The 22,557-nt window shown below is 42.3% G+C and carries 14 protein-coding genes and 1 tRNA gene; 10 read left to right on the top strand and 5 right to left on the bottom strand.

Going from position 1 to position 22,557, the window contains the following annotated elements:
* Nucleotides 1-245: 245 nt before the first annotated feature.
* From KE627_RS03930 to KE627_RS03910, 5 genes are all read left to right on the top strand, one after another.
* Nucleotides 246-1,697, top strand: coding sequence for an alpha-N-arabinofuranosidase (locus KE627_RS03930; protein ID WP_013728731.1), 1,452 nt, complete (start codon nt 246-248; stop codon nt 1,695-1,697).
* Between the two features lie 77 nt (nt 1,698-1,774).
* Nucleotides 1,775-3,067, top strand: a complete 1,293-nt coding sequence (locus tag KE627_RS03925; protein ID WP_056939148.1) for an MFS transporter — start codon at nt 1,775-1,777, stop codon at nt 3,065-3,067.
* A gap of 81 nt (nt 3,068-3,148) precedes the next feature.
* Nucleotides 3,149-5,455, top strand: a complete 2,307-nt coding sequence (locus KE627_RS03920) for an alpha-L-arabinofuranosidase C-terminal domain-containing protein (RefSeq protein WP_146971952.1) — start codon at nt 3,149-3,151, stop codon at nt 5,453-5,455.
* Nucleotides 5,456-5,472: 17 nt separating this feature from the next.
* Nucleotides 5,473-6,750 (top strand): glycoside hydrolase family 27 protein, encoded by a 1,278-nt coding sequence (locus tag KE627_RS03915; RefSeq protein ID WP_056939150.1) that lies wholly within the window; start codon nt 5,473-5,475, stop codon nt 6,748-6,750.
* 13 nt (nt 6,751-6,763) lie between these two features.
* Nucleotides 6,764-9,175 (top strand): beta-L-arabinofuranosidase domain-containing protein, encoded by a 2,412-nt coding sequence (locus KE627_RS03910; RefSeq protein ID WP_056939151.1) that lies wholly within the window; start codon nt 6,764-6,766, stop codon nt 9,173-9,175.
* 52 nt (nt 9,176-9,227) lie between these two features.
* Here KE627_RS03910 and KE627_RS03905 read toward each other — a convergent pair whose 3' ends face one another.
* From KE627_RS03905 to KE627_RS03895, 3 genes are read right to left on the bottom strand one after another with little or no spacing between them, the layout of a single operon-like run.
* Entirely contained in the window at nt 9,228-11,108 is a 1,881-nt protein-coding gene (locus tag KE627_RS03905) for an FAD/NAD(P)-binding protein (RefSeq protein WP_013728726.1), read from the bottom strand.
* Nucleotides 11,109-11,131: 23 nt separating this feature from the next.
* On the bottom strand, nt 11,132-11,695 hold the full coding sequence (locus KE627_RS03900) for a M15 family metallopeptidase (RefSeq protein WP_013728725.1): 564 nt from the start codon (nt 11,693-11,695) through the stop codon (nt 11,132-11,134).
* 57 nt (nt 11,696-11,752) lie between these two features.
* The gene (locus KE627_RS03895; RefSeq protein ID WP_013728724.1) at nt 11,753-12,400 is read right to left on the bottom strand and encodes an NAD(P)H-hydrate epimerase; all 648 of its coding nucleotides are present in this window, start codon (nt 12,398-12,400) and stop codon (nt 11,753-11,755) included.
* Nucleotides 12,401-12,572: 172 nt separating this feature from the next.
* Here KE627_RS03895 and KE627_RS03890 point away from each other — a divergent pair, with 172 nt between their 5' ends.
* Together KE627_RS03890 and KE627_RS03885 are read left to right on the top strand one after the other, a co-directional pair.
* Nucleotides 12,573-12,902 (top strand): hypothetical protein, encoded by a 330-nt coding sequence (locus KE627_RS03890; protein ID WP_013728723.1) that lies wholly within the window; start codon nt 12,573-12,575, stop codon nt 12,900-12,902.
* 51 nt (nt 12,903-12,953) lie between these two features.
* A tRNA-Arg gene (locus KE627_RS03885) sits at nt 12,954-13,025 on the top strand.
* Between the two features lie 625 nt (nt 13,026-13,650).
* Here KE627_RS03885 and KE627_RS03880 read toward each other — a convergent pair.
* A complete protein-coding gene (locus KE627_RS03880; RefSeq protein WP_013728722.1) occupies nt 13,651-16,503 on the bottom strand; it encodes a MucBP domain-containing protein in 2,853 nt (950 codons plus the stop codon).
* A 970-nt stretch (nt 16,504-17,473) separates the two neighbouring features.
* On the opposite strand from KE627_RS03880, the gene KE627_RS03875 reads away from it, so the two are divergent.
* The 3 genes from KE627_RS03875 to KE627_RS03865 all read left to right on the top strand — a co-directional run bounded on the left by KE627_RS03875 (nt 17,474) and on the right by KE627_RS03865 (nt 21,867).
* Nucleotides 17,474-18,307: a hypothetical protein gene (locus KE627_RS03875; RefSeq protein WP_013728721.1), complete on the top strand. Its 834-nt coding sequence runs from the start codon at nt 17,474-17,476 to the stop codon at nt 18,305-18,307.
* Between the two features lie 803 nt (nt 18,308-19,110).
* On the top strand, nt 19,111-20,046 hold the full coding sequence (locus KE627_RS03870) for a hypothetical protein (RefSeq protein ID WP_153152624.1): 936 nt from the start codon (nt 19,111-19,113) through the stop codon (nt 20,044-20,046).
* Between the two features lie 546 nt (nt 20,047-20,592).
* Nucleotides 20,593-21,867, top strand: a complete 1,275-nt coding sequence (locus KE627_RS03865; protein WP_013728718.1) for an ATP-binding protein — start codon at nt 20,593-20,595, stop codon at nt 21,865-21,867.
* Between the two features lie 237 nt (nt 21,868-22,104).
* Here the strand turns inward: KE627_RS03865 and KE627_RS12270 are convergent, their stop codons facing one another.
* The gene (locus KE627_RS12270; RefSeq protein ID WP_249291339.1) at nt 22,105-22,428 is read right to left on the bottom strand and encodes a hypothetical protein; all 324 of its coding nucleotides are present in this window, start codon (nt 22,426-22,428) and stop codon (nt 22,105-22,107) included.
* Nucleotides 22,429-22,557 lie beyond the last annotated feature (129 nt).

The following is a 22,557-nucleotide window of genomic DNA, read 5'->3' as shown; positions in this document are numbered from 1 at the left end:
CTAATTCTTGTTAACATTTATATTACTATCTTAAGCTCAATGAAGCTCCTTAGCAACTCGTTCTTAATCATTATACTAAATAGGAAAAAATATTCAACATTTTAGTAAAAACTTGTTTACATTGGGATTTGTAAGCGCTATATTAAAGCGTTAAAACTTTTACCGGTAAACATTAACAATTTCCACCACTTGAATATTAACATTTATGTTAATAAGAAGTAGCAAATCATGAAAGGTTGAACAATATGACAATTGAACTTCTACCTCAGAAGTCTGGTCCACAAATCAGCAAATATATTTATGGCCAATTTTCTGAGCATTTAGGAAATGGGATCTATGGCAGTCTCTATGTTGGCAAAAATTCTGATGTTGCAAACGTCAACGGTATGCGGACCGACGTCGTGGATGCCCTCAAGAAAATTCACGTTCCTGTATTGAGATGGCCAGGTGGGTTGTTTGCTGACACCTATCACTGGATGGACGGTATTGGACCTATGGATGATCGTAAAAAGATCGTCAACACCAACTGGGGTGATGTCACTGAAAATAACCACTTTGGGACTCATGAGTATTTTGAACTGCTGAACCAATTAGGTGCTGATGCCTATATCAATGCCAATATTGGCAGCGGGACGGTTCAAGAAATGGCTGAGTGGGTTGAGTATATGACCATGCCGGGTGAATCACCGATGGCCAACCTCCGCCGACAAAATGGTCAAAAGGATCCTTGGAAAGTTAAATTCTTTGGAATTGGTAATGAATCATGGGGTGGCGGCGGCAATATGCGTCCTGAATATTACTCAGACGTTTATCGTCAGTACCAAACGTTTTTGCCTCAGTATGACAAGGATCATCCAATTTACAAAGTTGCCTGCGGTCCAAATGAAGACGATTATAACTGGACGGATACGGTGATGAAGTACGCTGGTCAATATTTGGATGGCATTAGTCTTCATTATTACACTTTGCCGAAGGGGACCTGGGGTCAAAGCAAAGGTGACGCCACCGGTTTCCCAGAATCTGAATGGGATTCGACAATGACCCGTGCCAAACACATGGATGAATTGATCACCAAGCATTCCACCATCATGGATCGGTATGATCCTGATAAACGGGTCAACTTAATTGTTGATGAGTGGGGCACCTGGTTCAACGTTGAAAAGGGCACTAACCCAGGATTTCTGCATCAGCAAAACACGATTCGCGACGCAATGGTTGCAGCAATTAATTTAAATATTTTTCAAAAGCACGCGGATCGGGTTTATATGGCAAATATCGCTCAGATGGTCAATGTGTTACAAGCCATGATTTTAACCAAGGGTGATCAGATGCTGAAGACGCCGACCTATTATGTTTTTGATATGTATCAAAAGCACATGAATGCTGAATTGGTTGAAGGGGTTGGTGATGTGCCTGAAAATGTTACTTACACCGCTTCACGAAAAAACGGCGAGTTAACGATTTCCATTTGTAACTATGATGCCCATGAGAACCAGACCGTTGAGTTCACTGGTTTGGCCGACTTGAAAGAAGTGACGTCAGCCAAGATTCTAACGGCTGGTACACTGGATGCTCACAATACCTTTGAAAATCCAGATAACGTGGTTGAAGCTGATTTTAAGGCTGCTCGTTTGAATGAGCATCAATTGCAATTAGCTTTGCCGTCAAAGAGTGTGGTCACCGTCACATTGAAATAGGATTGAATGATTCTATTTTGCGCTTGAAATGAAAACGCTTCAATAAAATAAAATTTATTCCCATAGGGGGTTTAAAGATGTCAAAGAAAGATGAAAAAGATTTAAAGGCAGTTGAACCGGCGCCAGAACCAACCAACGCCAAAGTGACCAACGCTGAAGAGCCAAAGTTCCCGAAACTGTTTGGGTTGGCAATGCTGATCGGGCCGTTTGTTTGGCTGGCACCAGCTGGTAACGTTCGTAACACGTTATTACCACAATACTTTAGTCAAATTGCACCAAACGAAAAGGTTGCCTTAGTTGCACTATTAGCATCAGTCTCATCAATTGTTGCCGCGGTTGCTAACATTTTATTTGGTGGCTTATCAGATATTACCCGTACCCGTTGGGGAAAACGTAAACCTTGGATCCTTGGCGGAACGATTGTTGAATCAGGGTTGATTTGTATTGTTGCCAATATCAAGTCGATTTGGTTGATTGTTGTCCTTTGGGGGATTGTTGCTGCCGCAGAAAATGCTGTTGCTGCCGCAATGGTTGCTCAAGAAGCCGACCGAATTGCACCCCGATGGCGAGGAACAATTTCAACCCTTTATGGCATTGGCTATACTGCCATTCAATTGGTTGCCATGATCGCTGCTCAATTTCTTGGTAAGCCTAAGGAAGGTATGTACGTCATGGCCGGAATTGGTTTTGTAATGGGCATTATCCATGTTCTTTTCGCCAATGAAGGCAGCAACTTGGACGAGCCACGGGAGAAATTCTCGTGGAGTTCACCTTGGCTTCACTTCTCATTACCAACTAAAGGTGCCCGTGATTACTGGTATGCTGTTGCTGGTAAGTTAATGATGGTTATGGGTGGCACAATTGCCACGGCTTACATGCTTTACATTTTGACTGACTATATGCATTTAGGTCAGCAGACAGCCGGTAAGACATTGGCTGAAATTGCTTCTATCAACCTGATCTTTGGGGTTGTCTTCACCGCGATTTCTGGGCCAATCGCTGATAAAGTGGGTCGACTAAAGGCACCAGTTGCACTTTCAACACTGTTAATTGGTATTGCACAATTCTTCCCATTCTTTGCTGCTAAGCCATGGACCATTTTGACATACGCTGTCTTGGCTGCTATTGGTAATGGGGTTTATAATGCCGTTGATGGTGCGTTGAACCTGGCTGTTTTGCCGAATGCCGAGACTTCGGGTAAAGATATGGGCTTCATTAACTTGGCAAATACCTTGTCACAGATTTCAGGAACCGTCGTTGCTTCGTTGATTGTTACCTATCTTGGTGGTTATAAGGCAATCTTCCCGGCTTCATTCCTGATTGAATTAGTTGGTGCCATCTTAATCTTCAGAATTAAATCTGTTAAATAAGGAAAATGTGGCATTGAAAAGGATGAATATGTACGAGTGTTCATCCTTTTTCTGTATCACGCAATTGGAAGGAGAATTTCTTTGAAAGACACAAAATTAACCGTTACTAACGAACTAACGGCACCTTTGAATGATTTATTTGGTATCTTTTTTGAAGATATCAACCATGCTGCTGATGGTGGACTATATGCTGAAATGGTTCAGAATCGCTCATTTGAGTTTGCCCCCATTGATAATTCCGACTATCAGGCAACCACTGCATGGGAACTCAGTGACCCGCAAAGTTTACGAGTTGCCGATAAGGATCCTTTGAATACCAAAAATCTTCATTATCTAACTGTCGATGCTAAGCAGACAGCCACGATCACCAATGCTGGTTTTAATTCAGGCATGTTCTATCAACAAGGAGAACAATATAATTTTTCATTCTTTGTGAAAGCCTTAAACGGGACTCAAGAAGTGACTGTCCAGTTAACTGGTGACTCAGGTAAGAAAATCGCCGCCCCTCAGTCAATCACGGTTGAAAGTCACCAGTGGTTGAAATATTCCGCTCAGTTCACAGCCGAGCAGACCACAACAACTGGCCGACTGGTGCTAACATTTCCAGAGGGGACGCGGATTTTGGTTGACATGATTTCGTTATTTCCAAAAAATACGTTCAATCATCGACCAAATTATGTTCGTGCGGACTTAGGTGAAACCCTTAAGGATCTGCATCCCAAGTTTTTGAGATTTCCTGGCGGTTGTTTAGTTCACGACGGTCAACTGGATCCTGACAACCGTGGTGCGATGTATCGTTGGAAGAACTCAATCGGACCGGTTGAGCAACGCCCAGCTCGCCGGAATAACTGGGGTTATAATCAGACACTTGGCCTTGGATACTTTGAATATTTTGAGCTGAGTGAGGATATCGGGGCTGAACCGCTACCTGTTTTACCAGGCGCTCACGATCCGCATCATGATCGGGAAGCACCGATTGCTCAATTAGGTGATTGGATTGACGATGCGCTGGACTTAATCGAGTTTGCTAATGGTTCCGAAAATAGTAAATGGGGCAAAGTTCGAGTAGCGCTTGGACATCCAAAACCCTTTAACTTGAAATACTTGGCCATTGGAAATGAAGAAGTCGGCCAAGCCTTCTTTGACCGTTATCCATACTTCCATAAAGCCATTAAAGCCAAATATCCTAATATTAAATTGATTAATACTTCAGGTCCATTTGCCGCGGGTGCTGAATTTGAACGCGGCTGGAAGTCAGCTCGGGAGAATCATTCTGATTTGGTTGATGAACATTACTACACTGCGCCGACCTGGTTCTTAGCCAATCAGCATCGGTACGATTCTTATGATCCCAAGGGGCCAAAAGCATTTATTGGTGAATATGCTTCAAAGAAAAACCAGTGGTACAATGCCGTGGTTGAAGCGAGCTATATGACAGGCTTAGAACGAAATGCTGATAAGGTTGGATTAGCCTGTTATGCACCTTTGTTCTGCAATGTCGATTATAAGGACTGGACACCAGACCTTATTTTCTTTAATCAAAGCGAAGTTTCACCGTCAGTTAATTACTACGTTCAACAGCTCTTCATGAAGTATCAGGGAACAAACAATGTTGATTATCATTTAGCTAACGTTCCGGAAGCAAAAGTGATTGATGACGGCCCGCTCAACGATGGCCTAAGTCCCCAAGCAGATGGCACAGATGTTAAGTTTGAAAATATCAGACTAACAGCCAATGGTCAGACAAAGCAGTTTAAGGGTCAATCTCTAAGTGAGAAACAGACCATTAGGGTTGGCTCTACGGATGCAGATGACTATGAAGTGGCCTTTGATGTCACCAAGGTAGGAGATGAACCCAAAGGTGCCCATTTCTGTTTTGGTGAACAAGACTTGGATAACACGTTTACCTGGGTTCTTGGAGGCTGGGGCAATACCGATTCCATGATTAGAACAATGACCAATGGAATGGACACTGATTGGACCCAGACATCATGGACAATGAATAAGAATCAAACCTATCACTGTCAGATCAAGGTTTCCGGTCGTCATATCACCACATGGATTGATGGCGAAAAAATGAACGAAATTGAGATCCCACCCTTTGTCGTTCAACCAATGTACACAAATCTGACATACGATAAAAAAGCCAGTCAATATTACTTCAAGGCGGTAAATGTGACTGATAAGCAGCAAGAAATTACACTTGATACAGATCTTTTTGCTGACGGGTCTTTGTATCAGTTAACCGGCCTGCCAGATGCAGAAAATCACCTTGGAATGACTAATCAAATTGAACGGCGAAATGTACCATTTTCTGGACATCAATTCATTTTGCCGCCTTATTCGGTTAGTGTGTTAATGAGCACAAAGCAATTTAGAACCCAGTAGCAGAAAGGAAACAACACATGTTAATTAATCATCATCGTACATTCGCGCCTGTCCCACCAAAAGGCTGGAATAGTTGGGATGGTTACGGGGCCTCGGTTAGAGAAGAAGAGGTCAGAAAAAATGCTGAGTATATGAGTAAGCACCTGAAGCAATTAGGGTGGGAGTATATCGTCGTCGACATTCAGTGGTATGAACCGACCGCCAATTCGTCTCGCTATCATGATTTTTATCCTTTGATCATGGACGATTATTCCAGATTATTGCCTGATCCGGGCCGGTTTCCATCTGCATCGGGCGGTCGAGGATTCAAACCGCTGGCCGATTACGTGCACAGTCTTGGATTAAAATTCGGCATTCATATTATGCGGGGCATTCCACGTCAAGCGGTCCATCAAGCAACCGCCATCAAGGGATCCGACAAGTCAGCCAGGGAGATCGCCAGGAATAATATTTGTCCTTGGAATTCTGATATGTATGGGGTCAATATGGCTATACCCGAGGGTCAACTTTATTACAACTCATTGATGGATTTATATGCCTCTTGGGGAGTTGACTTTGTCAAATGCGATGATATTGCCAACTCACAGCTCTATGATAAAACGCACAAAGATGAGGTCGTCGCCTTAAGAAAAGCAATTGCTCAGACGGGACGCCAAATCGTTCTTTCGTTATCGCCCGGACCGGCACCAATTAAAAACGGTTCGTTCTTTCAGCGGAACGCCAATATGTGGCGCATTACAAATGATTTTTGGGATGAATGGCCGCTTTTATATAATATGTTTGACCGTGCGGAAGAGTGGGCGCCAATTTCCCGTCCTGGCAATTGGCCAGATTGCGATATGCTGCCTTTGGGACATATTGGCATCCGTTCAGTGGATGGACCGGGAGGTAATCGTCAAACCCGCTTCACTCACGCCGAACAGCGGACGATGATGAGTCTTTGGTCATTAATGCAGTCACCACTCATTATGGGTGGCGAGTTAACGGATCTGGATGATTGGACAAAGAGTTTATTGACAAATTCAACCCTTTTGAAAATGGACAATTCAATTTCCGAAAAATTTGAATTAACCAGAACCGATCAAATGATTGTTTGGTATGCTCATAGTGATCGTTATGCTTACTATGGTATTTTCAACATATCGTCCAAGCCGATTATGGTTAGCCAAGTGCAGTTGGAACAAATTGGAATTGAAAATGACGCCCGTGATGTGTGGCATGACAGACAGTTGGCAGCAGCATCGGTTCAAATTGGTAGTCACGATGTTCTATTGACTGAACAATTAAGAAACTAAGGTGGCTTGAGATATGAAACAAAGCATTGATCAAAGATTTCTTACATTAACTGATCCAGAAATTGAGCATGCCCAGCAGATGACTGTTAAGTATTTATTAGCGTTGGATCCAAAAAGATTCTTGGTAACTTTTGATGAAGTTGCTGGCATCGACTCAGGTGGCGTAACCGGCTACCAAGGTTGGGAGCGCACCGATGGTTTGAATTTTCGTGGCCATTTTTTCGGCCATTATCTGTCGGCACTTTCCCAAGCGATTCTCGCTACAGAAGAGAACGACATCCGGCAGCAATTGCTCGACAAACTTCGCCTGGGCGTAAATGGCCTCCAGTCTGCCCAAGCCGCCTATGCAAAAAGTCATCCTGATAGTGCTGGGTATGTCTCAGCGTTCAGAGAAGTGGCCCTGGATGAGGTAGAGGGCAGGGAAGTTCCCAAAGATGAGAAAGAGAATGTGTTGGTGCCATGGTACAACCTGCATAAGGTCCTGGCAGGGCTGTTGGCGGTCAAGGTCAACCTTCAAGGAATTGATCCACTTCTGTCTGAGAAGGCCCTGAAAATTGCCCATCAATTTGGCATTTATGTCTTTAAGCGCCTCAATCAACTGGCTGACCCCACTCAAATGCTCAAGATTGAGTATGGTGGGATGAACGATGCACTGTATGAATTGTTTGATTTGACTGATGATAAACGCATGCTGACGGCGGCGACTTACTTTGACGAAACCGCATTATTTAAACAGCTAGCTGAGGGTGACGATGTCCTGGCTGGAAAACACGCCAACACGACGATTCCCAAGTTGATTGGCGCTTTACACCGCTATGAATCCCTTCATGACGTGAAGCGGGCCGACCAATATTTAAGTCCTGAAGAAAAAGGGTCACTCAATATGTATCTGAAAGCAGCGGTTAACTTCTGGCAAATCGTGGTCGATGATCATACCTATGTGACTGGCGGGAATAGCCAAAGTGAGCATTTCCACGAACCCGGCCAGCTGTTTCATGATGCAGTATTGGAGGACGGAGCAACAACGTGTGAAACCTGCAATACTTATAATATGCTGAAATTGAGCCGGGAGTTATTTCGAGTCACCGGCGATAAAAAATATTTAGATTATTATGAGCAGACCTATACCAACGCCATCTTGGGTTCACAGAATCCAAACACTGGGATGATGACCTATTTCCAGCCGATGGCAGCAGGCTATACCAAGGTGTATAACCGGCCATTCGATGAATTTTGGTGCTGTACGGGTACTGGCATCGAAAACTTCACTAAGTTGGGCGACAGTTATGACTTCATGTCCGGAGATCAGCTGTATCTGAGTTTGTACTTCTCAAATGTTTTACGGCTTGATTCAAATAACCTCCAGATGACTGAACAGGTCGATCGAAAAACCGGCAAGGTTCACTTAACGGTCGCCAAATTACGCTCACAAGATAGTGCTGGGGCAATCAATTTGAAGTTGAGAAACCCTGCCTGGTTGGTCCAGTCGGCAAAATTGGCAGTCGATGGCATTTCTCAGCAGGTGGATCAAAATGCTGATTTTTGGGAAATCGATAACGCCGGCACAGGAACAACCGTTGACTTGGAGATTCCGATGAGTTTGAAAATGGTGCAGACAAAGGATAACCCGCATTATGTAGCCTTCAAGTATGGTCCTTATGTTCTTGCGGGCCAGCTGGGGAAGCATCATATCAATGATGATCGCCAAAATGGTGTGTTGGTGCGGATCAGCACCCATGATCAGGCGGTCCCATCAACATTGACCACCGGTATGGATTGGCACGACTGGCAGCAGTCATTGAACAGTCAAGCCGTTGTCGATACCGAGACGACGAATACACTATTCGAGTTGAAGCTACCGAATACGAGTGAAACAATCACTTTTGTGCCTTATTATCAAACCTTTGAAATTCGATATGGGGTTTACTTCCAGTGGCAGCAGGCCGGCTCCAAAGAGGCTCAGCGTCGCGAAGAACAATTGCAAGCGTTAAGCGAATATCGGCGAAAAACAGTCGGTCAACTGGATAATTTTGATCAGAACAATTTTGAATTTGATAAACATCTCGAGCAGCATCGTTCCGAGGCCAGCAATGCCAAAGGCCGACGCTTCAGAGTTGCTCACCAAGATGGTTGGTTCAGCTACCAATTTTCGTTAGCTAAAGCTCAACCAGGTTTGTCCTTGGAACTTACCTTGAATGTTGAAGACGCAGGGCATTCCATTGTGGTTGGCTTTAACGACGATCATAAATTCGATCAAGTCCTCACCGTTGATCAGAATCAGTCAACCGATTCAAAGGGTTTTTATCACGTCAGGATTCCGATTTCAGTTATTCTTATTAACCAGCGCCCCAACATCAAGTTGGTCTTTCGTAGTGCTGGCGGTGATACTGCTCGTTTATTTGGTATTAGACTTTTTAATCGTTAAACAAAAACGGACGCCACTGACGGCGTCCGTTTTACAATCTCATTTATTTCAATTAAGCCATTTCAACATTCCCAGCTGCCGGAAGCCCCAACACTTCTGCTGCCAAACGATCTGCCGTCTGCAAATTAGTGTCGTTGACGCCTGGTCGTGGCGCAGCGTTGGTAACATAGCGTAGGCCATCCAACGGCACGCCCCAGACGTAAATGTCGGGTTGACCGGCACCGTTGGCATCCAACAACTGGTCGGTACTTGGATCCACGTCGACCGCATTGAGGCCGACAGATTGATCATTAATCTTAACCTGGTGGGTTCTTGCCAACTTGGCGTCAACCAGGCTTTCCAGCACTGGGTTGGCGGTGATATCGAGGTCGGCTTTAGGAACCCGGGCCTCAATTAAGGTAGCTGAACGGAAAGTATCGGTGTTGCGCTTAGGGGCAGCGGTCACAAACCAACCGTCTTGTCCTTTAACCTGCATACCGGGTGCCAAAATCGTGACCACGCCACTCCGGATGAGAGCCGACAATTCCTTACTGCGAACCACAGGTGGTCCCATAATTAAGAAGTTGATGGTTGAGTCGAGTTGACCCCAGAATTTCTCAACCAAGTCTTGATTACTGAAGCAGTGATCGACGAGCATTTGGCGAAAAGCTGGCCGGAAGTCCCGTAGTAAGTCTCTGGCAGCGGCCAGCGGACCGGTTTTCGAGCCCTTCAGTGAGTCGTCAATTTCGCCGTTTAGCCAGTTAATCAATACTGACTGATAGTCTTCGGTCCCAACTGCTTGAACGTCCTTGAAGGGGTTGATGATGTAATCCCAATCAAAGGCATCTTCTTCAGCGAAACCAAATTGTTTGAGAACGGCTTGTTTATCGTCGTTGGCTAAAAATTCGGTTTCAAACTTCGAGGCACTCTTGTATGGGTATTTATCATTGATGGTCAACTTGTAGAAGACCAGCTTTAAATCTAACAGTAAAAGTTCCATGAACTTATCGAAGGGAATTTTACCATCAGTTGAATTTTTTTGGATATTTTCCTTGGTCAAAAACTTGGGTACTTCACACTCGCCGTAACCCTTTTCGTTGATTGGCTTGGGGTAGTATGGAATCCCACGGCCGGAGCCGGCAATGATTCGCGGCTCTCTGCCGGACGGTTGGTAGAACAGGCTGCCGTCTTCATTTTGCATGTAGTGGCCGCCACGCCCCAGGGTCAATTCAGAAATGTAATCGATAAAACTCAGCCCCAAGCCGCGGATAATGGCGGGTTCACCAGCTGGAATGTCACTAAGATCAGCGTCACCGGGGTGAGTGGGGGCAATATAAGTCAGGGCGTTTTGTTGGGCATAGCTGGCCAACTTTTGTTCCTCATCGCTGAGGTAGTTGTCTTGCTGGCCGAGACTCATGATGACCTTGTCAAAGGTAAAGGTGCCGTCGTTGGTCTTGATCACCGGGTGATGGTCGGCGTCATAAATGAGATCCATGACCTGTGACTTCATTAATGATGTTGAAACTTCGGTAGGCTGTTGTTTAATCAAATCTTGGTAGAACCATTTGATATAGGCACCAAATAAAACGCGAGGTGCATAGCCGTTGATCTGCAGTTGAGCGGCCGCGGCAATCACGTCTGATGAATAGCCGTTGCTATCCAAATAACGGTTGGCCTCAACGCTCTTGGCCCATTCAAACAAAGAAGGGCCGTCATACACCTTGCTGGACATCGTTACAGAAGCGTCGGTAAATAACGTGATTTGATCAGCTGAACTGTTCATGATTAATTCATCCGATTGGTCGGTTCGCCAAACGCGGCCGCCGATACCGTACGGGTCAAACAAAGTGATCGATAGCGGTGATTTCTGGTCACTATGATATTTATATTGATTAAACAATTGAGAGGTTAATAAAATTCCCCTTGGACCTGCCCCAATAATTCCAACTTTCATTTTACATACTCCTAATATTGAATTTAATAATCCTTTGGATCGACCTCAAGTGGGCCAAATTGATCCTTGTCCGAATCGCGGAAGTCCCACCACTCATTTTCGTATCCCTCAAAGCCGGCTTTCTCCATCGCTTCATTAAGGATATCGTAGTTCTTTTGGGCAGCCGGTGTCCATGATGATTTCATGCTGCGCTTGGCCAGCCCGTCAAAATCGTCAAAGCCGGTGGGCATCTCAATGTCGTTACCGTTTTCATCGGTTAAAGTTAAGTCAAATGTCACGCCCTTTTGGTGGCTGAAGTTAGGATCCGGCTCGGCTACCCAAATTGGGTCCGGATAGACCTCAAACAGACGCTTCTGGGCGTATGTTGGGCGATAAGCATCCCAAATCTTGATGCGGTAACCTTGATTCTTCAGGTCTCGACTGGCCTTTGCCAACTTCTTGACCGTATCAATTCGAGAAATTGCCTGGTCAAAGTCATAAACCACTTGGTGAGTAAAATTATCGCTGGTTGCGTACTTCAGGTCAACAATGATGTCTGGATCAACGTCGTGAACATTGATATAGCCTTGTGTTTTCTTATCAGCCATCTCGGCACCTCCACGTATTCTGAGAAGATTCTAGTTAAGTTAATATTATATTAATATTTATTCATTTTCAAATGCGTTGCCACGATAAATGCCGATATCATCGACATAGATCTTGCCAGTGTATGGTTTAGCTTGATCTTTGAGCATGCCGACCTTTGGATAAGCCACCGTTGAAGTTGAGATGGCTTTGATGGCAGTTCCCATCACGTCGCCGGTGTCGCCGTTCAAGCCGGATGGAATATCGATGGCGTGAATTTTGGCCGTTGAAGCGTTAGCCTTATCGATAATCGTGGCGAAGTCGCCGCCAACGTTGCGGGATAGGCCGCTGCCAAATAGGGCGTCAACCAAGGTGGTGAATTTGTTAAAATCGGCGTTCATGAAGACCTTGGGAATCTGATAGTAGTTACAGATCCGCGCTTGGGCCAGATGATCTTCGCTGGCATGATCCGGATTACCAACCGTTAAGATGGAAACTTGATAGCCATGAGTGGCTAAAAGCCGGGCAACAACCAAGCCGTCGCCGCCATTGTTGCCGGTTCCGGCAAGAATCAAAACGTTGCTTAAGTCGAGATCTTTGTTATCGAGCATATTTTCATAAATTTTGAGGCCAGCCCGTTCCATCAAGACGAGGGAAGGGATGCCGATTTTGTTAATCGTTTTATCATCTAATTCACGTGATTCTTCAACCGTGATCGCTTGTGTCATTATATTACCTCCCATTAGGATGATGTAAGCACTTCACACCTTATATGTTCGACTATTGGCGCATCAATTGCAAGTAGAATGTGCCGGTTGGGGATTTCTATAAACAAGATCCGTGTTTTTTCTGCTTTTGGTGCTTTATAATGGTTGTAAGAGAAAATGTGGAGGTACAATCATGTCCCTAGATTATCCAGAAAACATGCATGAATTTGAAGATAAATTTGCAATCGAAAAAGCCCGTCACCCGGAAACCACCAGGGACGGACTGATGAAGCAAGTGATTGAAGACGCTTTTCAAGGCTACTTGGATGAGGCCGAGGAAGGCCACTATGATACTGGCAAATTGGTTGGAAAAGAGATTCAAGTCATTGGGATTGGCGAAAAGTTGCTGACAACGATTCAGCCAATCGGTGAGTCGTTTGAAGCTGATTTTGAAAAGGACGGCAACCAGTTGATGTGGTACCTGGAAGATCAAGCCGATAAAGTCGCCCGCAAATTTTCATGAACATTCAGGTTGTATTAATATTCAGAAAACGCTATAATTAAATGATGTAAGGCGTCCTTAGTGTAATGGATAGCACATGAGATTTCGGTCCTCATGATCCGAGTTCGACTCTCGGGGGACGCATAAGTGAATTGAATCGAGTTTGGTAAAGAAAGTTGCTGAGGGATTGGCGGCTTTTTGTTATTGTTTATCTACATAATTGTGCGCCAGAACAATCGAAAGAATCTTATAAAAACTATAGCTTAGCAATCTGCATACAAAATAGTTAAATATATCTGTCAAAAAAGTAAAATAGATGGTTACAAAATGGTAAAACAAAAGATTTTTATGTTCTGAAGATACAAAAATGTAGGTGATGGGCTTGTACTACCCAGTTTCAGTACTAATCCCGTTAAAGTGGAAGAAGCGTGGCCAATCTGGATGCCAGAGTCCAAGACGAAGATGCTGACAGAGTTGATGAATAGGCGGTTTGGAACACATTTTTGAGATAGTATCTTGCAAGAGTCTATAAACTAAACAACAGTGATTTGTGTTGCTTTTGCCATAAGAATCACTGTTGTTGTACATAATGAAATGGCTTTAAATCCATTCAGTACTGGGATTCCAAAAATAATTGAAATTAATTAGCATCCATTTGTCACCAAGCAGCTTTTGAAACGACTATAGATGTAACAAATAAAACTCCGATTTTATCAACCAAAAAGGATCCACGACAACTACTGCCGAGGATCCTTTTTGATGGAACTATTTACTTAACAATCTGTGCGTACCTGGAATTACCAGTAATGTAACCACCAGCGACTCGGTATCTCAAGCTACCTGATTTTGTCACATTGTGTGCGTGTGAAAAATCATAGTTTTTAATCTTAATTTTGGCGCCCTTCTTAAAGTGCTTATTCTTTCCATGTAAACCAACAGTCTTATAACGGTTAATTGCTTTCTTAGTCTTGATGTAATGAGCCTGATGATGCTTGCCCATATTTACCAACTTACGATTGCCAGTGATGTACTGGCCATTACTGAGAACATACCGAGTGGTCAAGTTATGATGAACAAACTTGGTAACATGAAGAATTGTCCCTTGCTTGTAGTTCTTGACCTTGCCAGCCAAATTGGATTTCTTGTAGGCATTCACACCACGCGGATTAATAACCGTCACAGTCTTATGGTTACTTTGATAATAAACCGGACGGACATATTTCCAGTTGGCAGTAATGTAGCCAGTCTTGCCAGCCGTCTTGCTCAAATGATTGACATCACGTACCTTATACCGCAACTTACCGGCATTGGATCGAGCGTAACCCGTCACAACAAACATTGGTCGATATACTCTTGGTTTCTTGACATATTTTGCGATACGGTCATGCTTATTGAAATTGGCATGCTTGTAAAGGTAAATATGATTGATGGAGTACACGGCAGACCCTTTGGTTGCGGCGTAATTTGGCAAGTTTGGTTGTGGTTGAGGAGTAGGAGTTGGGGTGGGTGTCGGTGTCGGCGTTGGATTTATTGGAGTTACAGGGTTAATTGGATTAACAGGTGTGGCATTCTTCGAGTAAACAAAGGTGATGCTCTGTTTATCGGCACTGAAACTACCCTGTAAAGCACTATCAGCAGTTGATTTCTTAGTATCTAACGTGTATGTGTTACCACCGTAGCTGATCGTGTTCAATTTATCTGAACGTGCATCAAACTTTTCGCCAACAACACCATTCAGTGTCTTACCAGTGTGGATTACATTGCCACTTTCATCCACATACTTGATGGTGATTGGAGCTGCCTTGGTCGTATCATATCTATAAACGACCGTAATTGCGTCCTTGGACAGTGTTCCCTTCGCATTACTTGGTAGTTTGTTGGTGTCTAAACTGTAAACAACGCCATCCGAACCAGTGATTGTCTTGAGCTTATATTTGTCGGTAGTCGCATCATATTCATCGCCAACCTTGCCATCCTTACCAATAATTTGCGGATCGTGAATAGGTTTGCCATCTTGATCGAGGTATTCAACCGTTACCGTCTTGGCGTCAGGGCGAGTATAGAAGAATGTGATGGTATGTGCTTCATCATTGTACTGACCACTGGTTGTCCCACTAGTTGAATCGTATTGATAATTACCAATGGTAGCTGGCTTTAAGTCTTTGGTATCCACGCTGAATGAATCTCCATATTTACCTGCCCCTGGAAGAACCTTGTCAGGCTGAACTGGAGTCGTGGTGCCCTTTTCATAGTAGTGAATCGTAACATCTTTCGCGTCTGCCTGTTTGACATTGTAGGTAACTGTTTGAGGATCTGCAGTAAATTCACCTTTGTAGTTTGATGGCAGTGGATCTGTAATCACGTCAAATTTCTTGCCATCAGAGGTAGTAAATGGCTGAATATATTCAGGCTGCGATGCATCATATTGATAATCTGGATCATTTACTTTTTGTCCATCGGATGGGATTGTTACTTGTTTTAGAACATTATTAGGATCACTTTGCTTTACATAATTGATGGTAATTGGAGCAGGAAGAACGTCCACTGCTGGAACATAGGTCTCTTTTGGCACGCCGACATTGGTATAGTGAGAAATTAGATCGTCAGGTGTATATTTTGTGCCTTGCGGAACCGAAACAGTTCCACCTTTATCGGCTGCAACTGCTTGCCAATTTGCAGGTCCATATGCAGGACCCAACTTTGGGTTGCCGTACGAACTTTGAGGAGCAAATTGATTAAGACTGCCTAAGGTTAGAGCTGTAAGATTAGAAAGGCCCATGAGCATCCCGTCAACGGTATTATGCTGTGTTACCCCATGTACGTCTGTAAAATGGTTATTACTTATAGCTTTCCGAGTATCAAAAGTAGAAAGATTTAAACTATTCAGATTAGCGCATCCTGCAAACATATAACCCATATCAGCAACATCACTGGTCTTAAAGCTTGAGAGATTTATATTAGTCAAGGCAAGGTCATTCCAAAACATAGCTCCCATTATGATGACATTAGATGTATTGAAACTTGTTAAATTTAAGTCACTTAAAGAAGTGCAGTCTCGAAACATAGAACCCATATCTCTCACGCTAGATGTATCTATTCCATCTAGATCTACGTTTGTTAAAGACGAATCTTTCCAGAACATGGCGCCCATTGTAGTAACGTTACTAGTTTTTAAGCTGGAAATATCTAAAGTGGTTAAAGAGGAATCTTCACGAAACATAGATCCCATGTCAGTCGCATTCTGAGTATCAAGTTTTTCAAGTCCTACAATGTTTTTTAATCCACTCATACCCCAAAACAAACCTGACGTGGAATTACCATCAAGTTTAATTTCACCCATGATCTGTACCTTAGTTATACTAGAATCAAAGTTCCAGGCATAACCATTACTAGGACGTTCAGTAATAGTGCCAGTATACAAAGTTAAAACACCATTATTAATGGTATAAGATGGAAAGTCACTTTGATTGTTTACAGTTCGTAAATTATCACTATTTTCTATTTTAGATTTCTGGACTGTATTATTGGCATTTGTGGAAACAGAAAAAAGTGACATAAGACCAAATATAATACAAAATACAAAAAGCATTCTTTTATAGAGCCACTTCGTAGTTAACCCCATAGCTAGCCCCTCCTAACAGTTATCATATCCCTCATAGACCCATACCAATTTCTACTAGCATTATCACACAAAACATCTCTAATTGTAACAAATGTATGGTGGAGTGTAGTCTTTGTAGACATGTTGAATGCCTGCGTAAAGCTGAAATGTTTTTCAGGAAACATCGCTCAGCTCAATGAGATTCCTAATCTAACTGAATAACTTAGCTAGACCGCATGTGTTTTAACAATCATGATGAGTTCTTGAAAATTGCTTCAAAGTACAAAATGTTGCGTTGCCTTTTACTGCTTGGATATCAATAATTTCGGCATTTGCGATTGGTATTTGAAAGCTTAGATAAGATTTTGGCCCTCATGCTCCGAGTTCCACTCTTGGGGGACGCAATAACGACTGGCTGGGGTGTTCATCTTCAGATCTCAACTTCCATTTCAGGGAGAAGTATAGGGAGAGTCCGAAACTTAACAACTCAGTTTTAAACAGGTAGCCAAATTGGGCTACCTGTTTTTTGTGGTTACATACCCATCTGGTTCAAAAAATTAGAGAACTTCCGACTGGTTGACTTCAATCCAAGAGTCTGCAATAAACTCAGACACTAATTTCATTTGATATTAAAATTCCCCTCAGGAGTGACCTTAAGGAAGCTTGATGGAATTTAGAAGCGACCATTGTCAGGGTTAACGACTAGGATTAAAATGAGATTATTGAACTATAAATAATTTGTTGGGGGGATGTAATGAAATTAAGTAAAGTTTCAACGAACTTTGCCCCACATTTGCTATTGGGGTAAGCGTTATTCCAAGTACATATTCACAAAGCATTACGGGATTGTGAACGACTTCTTTCTGGCACAAACGAGTCATTAACGTGAACGCTTGAATGTTTATAAAGACTTGGATCGTGGTTGGCATGGCATAAATTCAAGAAAATAAAAAGGCATCAACTAAACAATCAATTTTCGGAGGGGTAAAAAATGACAAAATCAATACATTCAAAAATGACGTACGTCGGACTATTAGCCGCATCAATGGGGATTGGGATGTTTGTGTCTCCTAATGGCTCAAACGCTCAAGCGGCGAGTCACATCAAAATTGTCTCATCAAAAACGATGGATGATGCGCAACCCTACAACATTACTCACGGGTATCTTTACAGTTCGCCAAAGCTAAAAGTTCGTCTTCATAACGGCAAAAATTATGTCCACACGACTTTTTATACCAATAAGGCAACGACCGTTAAAAAATCCTATGGTGTTAAATCCGTTTACTACTACGTCTTCAACAAATCCAAAACGGTATATGGTTGGACTTGGCATGGGAATTTGGTTAAAGCCAAGACTTATGATCAAGAGAAATCGGATATTAGTGCCATGATTGGTATTATTAATACGATGAATCCCATATCTAGAGGGGAGTATTTGGAGAAACTGAATGATGTCGACGTTCGAACAGCATATAACGATCCTTCTTCCAGCTCGGATATTAGCAGCATTGTTTACCAAATTGGAAATGACCTTAAGGATGATCCTGGTTACGAAACCATAGGAGATGAGACCCTAAATGACTATCAAACCCTAGGAAAGTTTTATGACTTGTTCAAGTCCCGATTTAGCACTTTTGATCGAGAGAAGTTAGATTCGCTTTATGACAATTATCAAACTGCACTTAATAAATCGCTGGCGGATGACGGTAGTTCTGATGACGATGATCAGTATGATGGGGGATTAGAACTTAGTGAGGAAGCAACGAGTGCGGCGTCGAGTTTTGGTGATACTTTGTCAGAGGATATTGCTAAATTACAGGAGTAGGCCTTACGAAGCATGCAATACAGTGGAAGTCTTCATGGCAGGTTTGGCGGATGTGATAAAGGAAGATATTATGTGAATCAGCATCGATTTCAATTTAAAGAGCATCTGTCTTTTGAAAAAAATATGAGCCGATGACGGTTTTAGCGAGGTAGTCAGATTTGCTAGGGGCGCACGAAAACAAGATAACTTTCAATGAAAATGGAGGGTAACAATGGATTTTAAAAAGCTTTGTACACTATTATGCATTTCCACAGGAATTAGCCTAATGGGAAGTGTCGGCAAAACCATTCCTGCGGCTGCGAAAATTTACACCAATCCTAAAATATTGCGGGCTCACAATTGGTATTCAACCCACACTGGCCCATTTGGCGGTAAGTACTATTATAAATTACATTTTACGATGCATTCGGTTTACGAATACAGCCGTAGGGTTGGCAGTCGATACTGGTATCGGCAAGATTTTGTGAATGATGGTTATTTCATCCGACCGGCAAATGTGAAGGGCGCATATACTTTCGGACCACAAGGAGAAGCTGACCTGCTTAAAGTTGAGACAGTCAGGCCCCGACACTTCGTTCTAGCTAATCATAAACGGTATTGGGGATTGGAATACTTTGACCACACAAATCATCGGGGTGGCATAGACAGAATTCCACCATTTCGGACTTGGTGTTACTTTACCAAAATGAAGTACGTAACAGGGGACTGGGGCTCACAGGTTGATAAGTTTGTGTATTGAAAATGGTCACCAATTTTGATTAAGCGTCCAGGTAATCGTTAGTTAAGTGGATGTTTTGGACAGAATGGAGATGGATATGATGGCGATTGTGACTAATATGGAAGATGAAAATAAAGCTTTGGGAATAGCTAGGACACTGATGAATAAGGTCATTGCAAAGAAGAAAAACATATTGGATTATAGTAATGCTGAATTTGAAACATTTCAAAAGATTGATAATTTCTATGATCAGTACCGTGTTTTGGGAGTCTATGTAAATCAGCATCATCGGTTATTACGTGACGATACATATGTGATTACCAACTTCTTTGCGTTTTCAGCATACGAAGGCAAGCCATATGATTGGTTTAAGTATGTTGACGCCCACACTTTACTTCAAACGAATTCCAAAGAAACCTATGTTCAGGTTGACGTTACAGGACTTAAATCTGATTTAAAAATGTATGCTAATACCGCAGAAGATGTCACATTTATCACTAATGAATTCTTGCCCTTGTTGAATGAGACGATAAGTCATTATGAACAATTTTATAAATTACTGGAAGCGCACCAAGAAGAACAAGAACGACAGGCAGCCAGGGAAGAGATCGAACAGCGTATTAAGACCGCAGATGCTAAGGCCTTAAAAAAGCAGCAGCAACTTAAAGAAAGGAATGCACTATTTCAGTCGATGAATAATTCTAGTGGTGATAAACAAGGAATTGGTCAAGTGGGGATCACTAAATTGACTTATCCAGCGGGGAAAACAATTATCAGCATGAGTCCAATACCGGCGGGCTACGAATATGAAACTATGATTTATGGTTCTGGCAGTACCTGGAACGTTGTCAATCCGCTAGGTGATGTCGATAAAGCCACTGGGAAAGCAATCAATGTTTTAGCAAATAGTATCGGTGAAAACCAGGCTTTATTTAATTTGAGAATTAACACTCAAGTGGTCTCGGAGGCTCCGGGAGTTATTGTACAAGCATATGGTGACTTGTGTAATCGGCTTATCTGAGTTTTAAATTGTTGTGCCATATTACAGCAGAATATGCCTACTCCAGAAAAAAGGATTGATCCCTGTAGTAGGATTTAGAAGTTCTGTACTCAGTAGGATGTCGGCCATTTTACCAGAGGAGAACGACTTAATCTCCAGTGGATGTTTACCATTGGGGCAGTGGGATGAAGAATGCGTTCTCATACTCATTTAAAAGTTATACTTGGTTGTACAAGCATTAATTACAAAATGAAGAAAAGCATGTCCAATTGCCGGCATCCCTTTTCACTTGGTTATTCTTCTGAAGTCAAGAATTGAGTCTATCAAAGAAAGTCGCTGAGAGGCGGCTTTTTGTTGTCTTTATGTACATAGCTGAGCGTCAATACAAGCGAAAAAATCTTATAAAATCCAACACTGAAAAATTTGCTTGCAAAATAGTCAAATATATCTCTCAAAAAAGTAAAACGGATGGTTGCAAAATGGTAAAATATAAGATATGATTTTGGTAAAATATAGCGTTCAAAAAAGATAAAATATAATCCTTCTAAATGCCAAGGTGGGTGATTAGTGGTGTATGAAAAAAGAATTATTGATGAACCATTAAAGCGAAATCTGATGGAGCTTCCTGCAATTTTAGTAGAGGGAGCCAAAGCAGTTGGAAAAACTGAAACTTGTTTACAATTAGCAAAAACAATCTACAGTCTAGACAATGAAACAATGAGATTGATGTTAAAGGGAGATCCAGATGTTATATTGAGGGATGAAAAGCCAGTCTTATTAGATGAGTGGCAGCTTGCCCCAGAGCTTTGGTCCTTTGTTCGTCATCAAGTTGACAGTGGATTACCAAATGGTAGTGTTCTTTTCACAGGAAGTAGTATTCGTGTTAATTCACGAATCCATAGTGGTGCAGGCCGAATCATAAGAATGAAGTTACGGCCGTATACGATTGAAGAACGGGGGATGTCTAAACAATATATTTCCATTCAGCGTTTGTTTGAGTTGTCCAAAGAAGGCAAGATTTCTGGGCAAACTCAGAATAATATTAACGATTACTTGGATGAAATATTCAAATCAGGTTTTCCTGGTATTCGCTTGAAAGCACCACATGCCCGAGACTTATTATTACAAAGCTACATTGATAATATTGCTGAGCATGACTTTGAAGAAAATGGGTTTAAAATACAAAAACCTGAAAGTTTGCTGGCGTGGTTGAAAGCTTACTCAGCCTCAATCGGAACAACGACAAAGTTTCAGACAATTATTAACGCAGCAATGGCAAATAGTGGTGAAGCTCCGAGTAAGCCAACGGCAATGAACTATCGAGAAGCCTTGGAAATTCTATATATTATTGACGAAGTACCTCCATTTTTAGCTGTCGGTAAAATCTATTCTAATTTAGCAAAGGCGCCAAAGCACTATATGCTCGATCCTGCTATCGCTCTTAAATTGTTGGGAGTAAATCGTGAGCAGTTAGAAACTTATCAGGTTCCAAAATATGTTGGCAAATTCAATCAAACGTTACTTGGCCAATTATTGGAATCTTTGGTTTACCAAAGTTTAGTAGTATACGCGGACGCTAATGATGCTAACTTATCTCAATTTAGAAATCACCAAGGGACTCGAGAAGTTGACTTCATTTTGCAGAAAGGTAAATCCCTCATTTTATTTGAAGTTAAGGCGGATCCGGAAGCCAAAGACGACTATGTTCGTCACTTGAATTGGTTTGAAGATTTGGTCAAGAGTGAATTTGACGTGACCAAGGTTCTTTTGAATACTAGTCAGTTTGCATATACACGGCAGGATCGGGTACATGTATTACCAATTGCGATGCTTGGAGTGTAGTCTTTGTAGACATGTTGAATGTCTGCGTAAAGATGAAATGTCTTTCAAGAAGTACCTCTCAGTTCAATGAGATTTTGGTTGACTGACTTTCTTTTCCCTCTTGAGATTGCCGACTTTTACCAAGATAGGTCTCCAAATCCGAAGCCTATCAAACAAAAAATGAGTTGTGTCCTCGAATTCTTTCTGTTATCTTCGAGGACACAGCTCATTTTTGTGTTAATTATGATCAACTAACGGTTACAGCTTCTTAGGCAATACCTTCAAATGCCACCACATATTAACCGATTGGCCAATTAACAACCCCTTAACAATTGCCGAAGTGATTGCATAGGTTAATGTATATGACCAAGTCTCATAACTTTCAGGGTTTACCCAACCATGGAAATTAATCAGCAGGATCACGATGACATTCATAATCATTAAACTAATCGCGTATTTGCCGCCAATCATTTTGATTTGATTTTCTCGCCAGAAAAAAGATTGGTATTTGTAGGCCAAGTGAGCACCAAAGAAACTGGCTAACACAATAATCACTAAGAAAATTGTTAAAGTGGCGGCCAAATGTCGAAAGCGGACGATTTTCTCAATACCAAATACAATAAATAGTATAGGAGTTAAATACAATTTAGCCCAATTAACCGGGGAGCTGCTGAGGTATCGTTTCGAAACAAAAATTGTAACGAGTGTAAG

The sequence above is a fragment of the Lentilactobacillus buchneri genome, assembly GCF_018314255.1.
GTDB lineage: Bacteria > Bacillota > Bacilli > Lactobacillales > Lactobacillaceae > Lentilactobacillus > Lentilactobacillus buchneri.
The sequence above is the reverse complement of the archived record's forward strand: the minus strand, read 5'-3'. Positions and strand labels throughout refer to the sequence as shown.

What these genes read in the sequence shown, in the direction of transcription:
- KE627_RS03870 (WP_153152624.1), top strand. Translation starts at nt 19,111, where the DNA reads ATGGAGATGGATATGATGGCGATTGTGACTAATATGGAAGATGAAAAT.
- KE627_RS03905 (WP_013728726.1), bottom strand. Translation starts at nt 11,108, where the DNA reads ATGAAAGTTGGAATTATTGGGGCAGGTCCAAGGGGAATTTTATTAACC.
- KE627_RS03900 (WP_013728725.1), bottom strand. Translation starts at nt 11,695, where the DNA reads ATGGCTGATAAGAAAACACAAGGCTATATCAATGTTCACGACGTTGAT.
- KE627_RS03925 (WP_056939148.1), top strand. Translation starts at nt 1,775, where the DNA reads ATGTCAAAGAAAGATGAAAAAGATTTAAAGGCAGTTGAACCGGCGCCA.
- KE627_RS03895 (WP_013728724.1), bottom strand. Translation starts at nt 12,400, where the DNA reads ATGACACAAGCGATCACGGTTGAAGAATCACGTGAATTAGATGATAAA.
- KE627_RS03910 (WP_056939151.1), top strand. Translation starts at nt 6,764, where the DNA reads ATGAAACAAAGCATTGATCAAAGATTTCTTACATTAACTGATCCAGAA.
- KE627_RS03875 (WP_013728721.1), top strand. Translation starts at nt 17,474, where the DNA reads ATGACAAAATCAATACATTCAAAAATGACGTACGTCGGACTATTAGCC.
- KE627_RS03890 (WP_013728723.1), top strand. Translation starts at nt 12,573, where the DNA reads ATGTCCCTAGATTATCCAGAAAACATGCATGAATTTGAAGATAAATTT.
- KE627_RS03930 (WP_013728731.1), top strand. Translation starts at nt 246, where the DNA reads ATGACAATTGAACTTCTACCTCAGAAGTCTGGTCCACAAATCAGCAAA.
- KE627_RS03915 (WP_056939150.1), top strand. Translation starts at nt 5,473, where the DNA reads ATGTTAATTAATCATCATCGTACATTCGCGCCTGTCCCACCAAAAGGC.
- KE627_RS03880 (WP_013728722.1), bottom strand. Translation starts at nt 16,503, where the DNA reads ATGGGGTTAACTACGAAGTGGCTCTATAAAAGAATGCTTTTTGTATTT.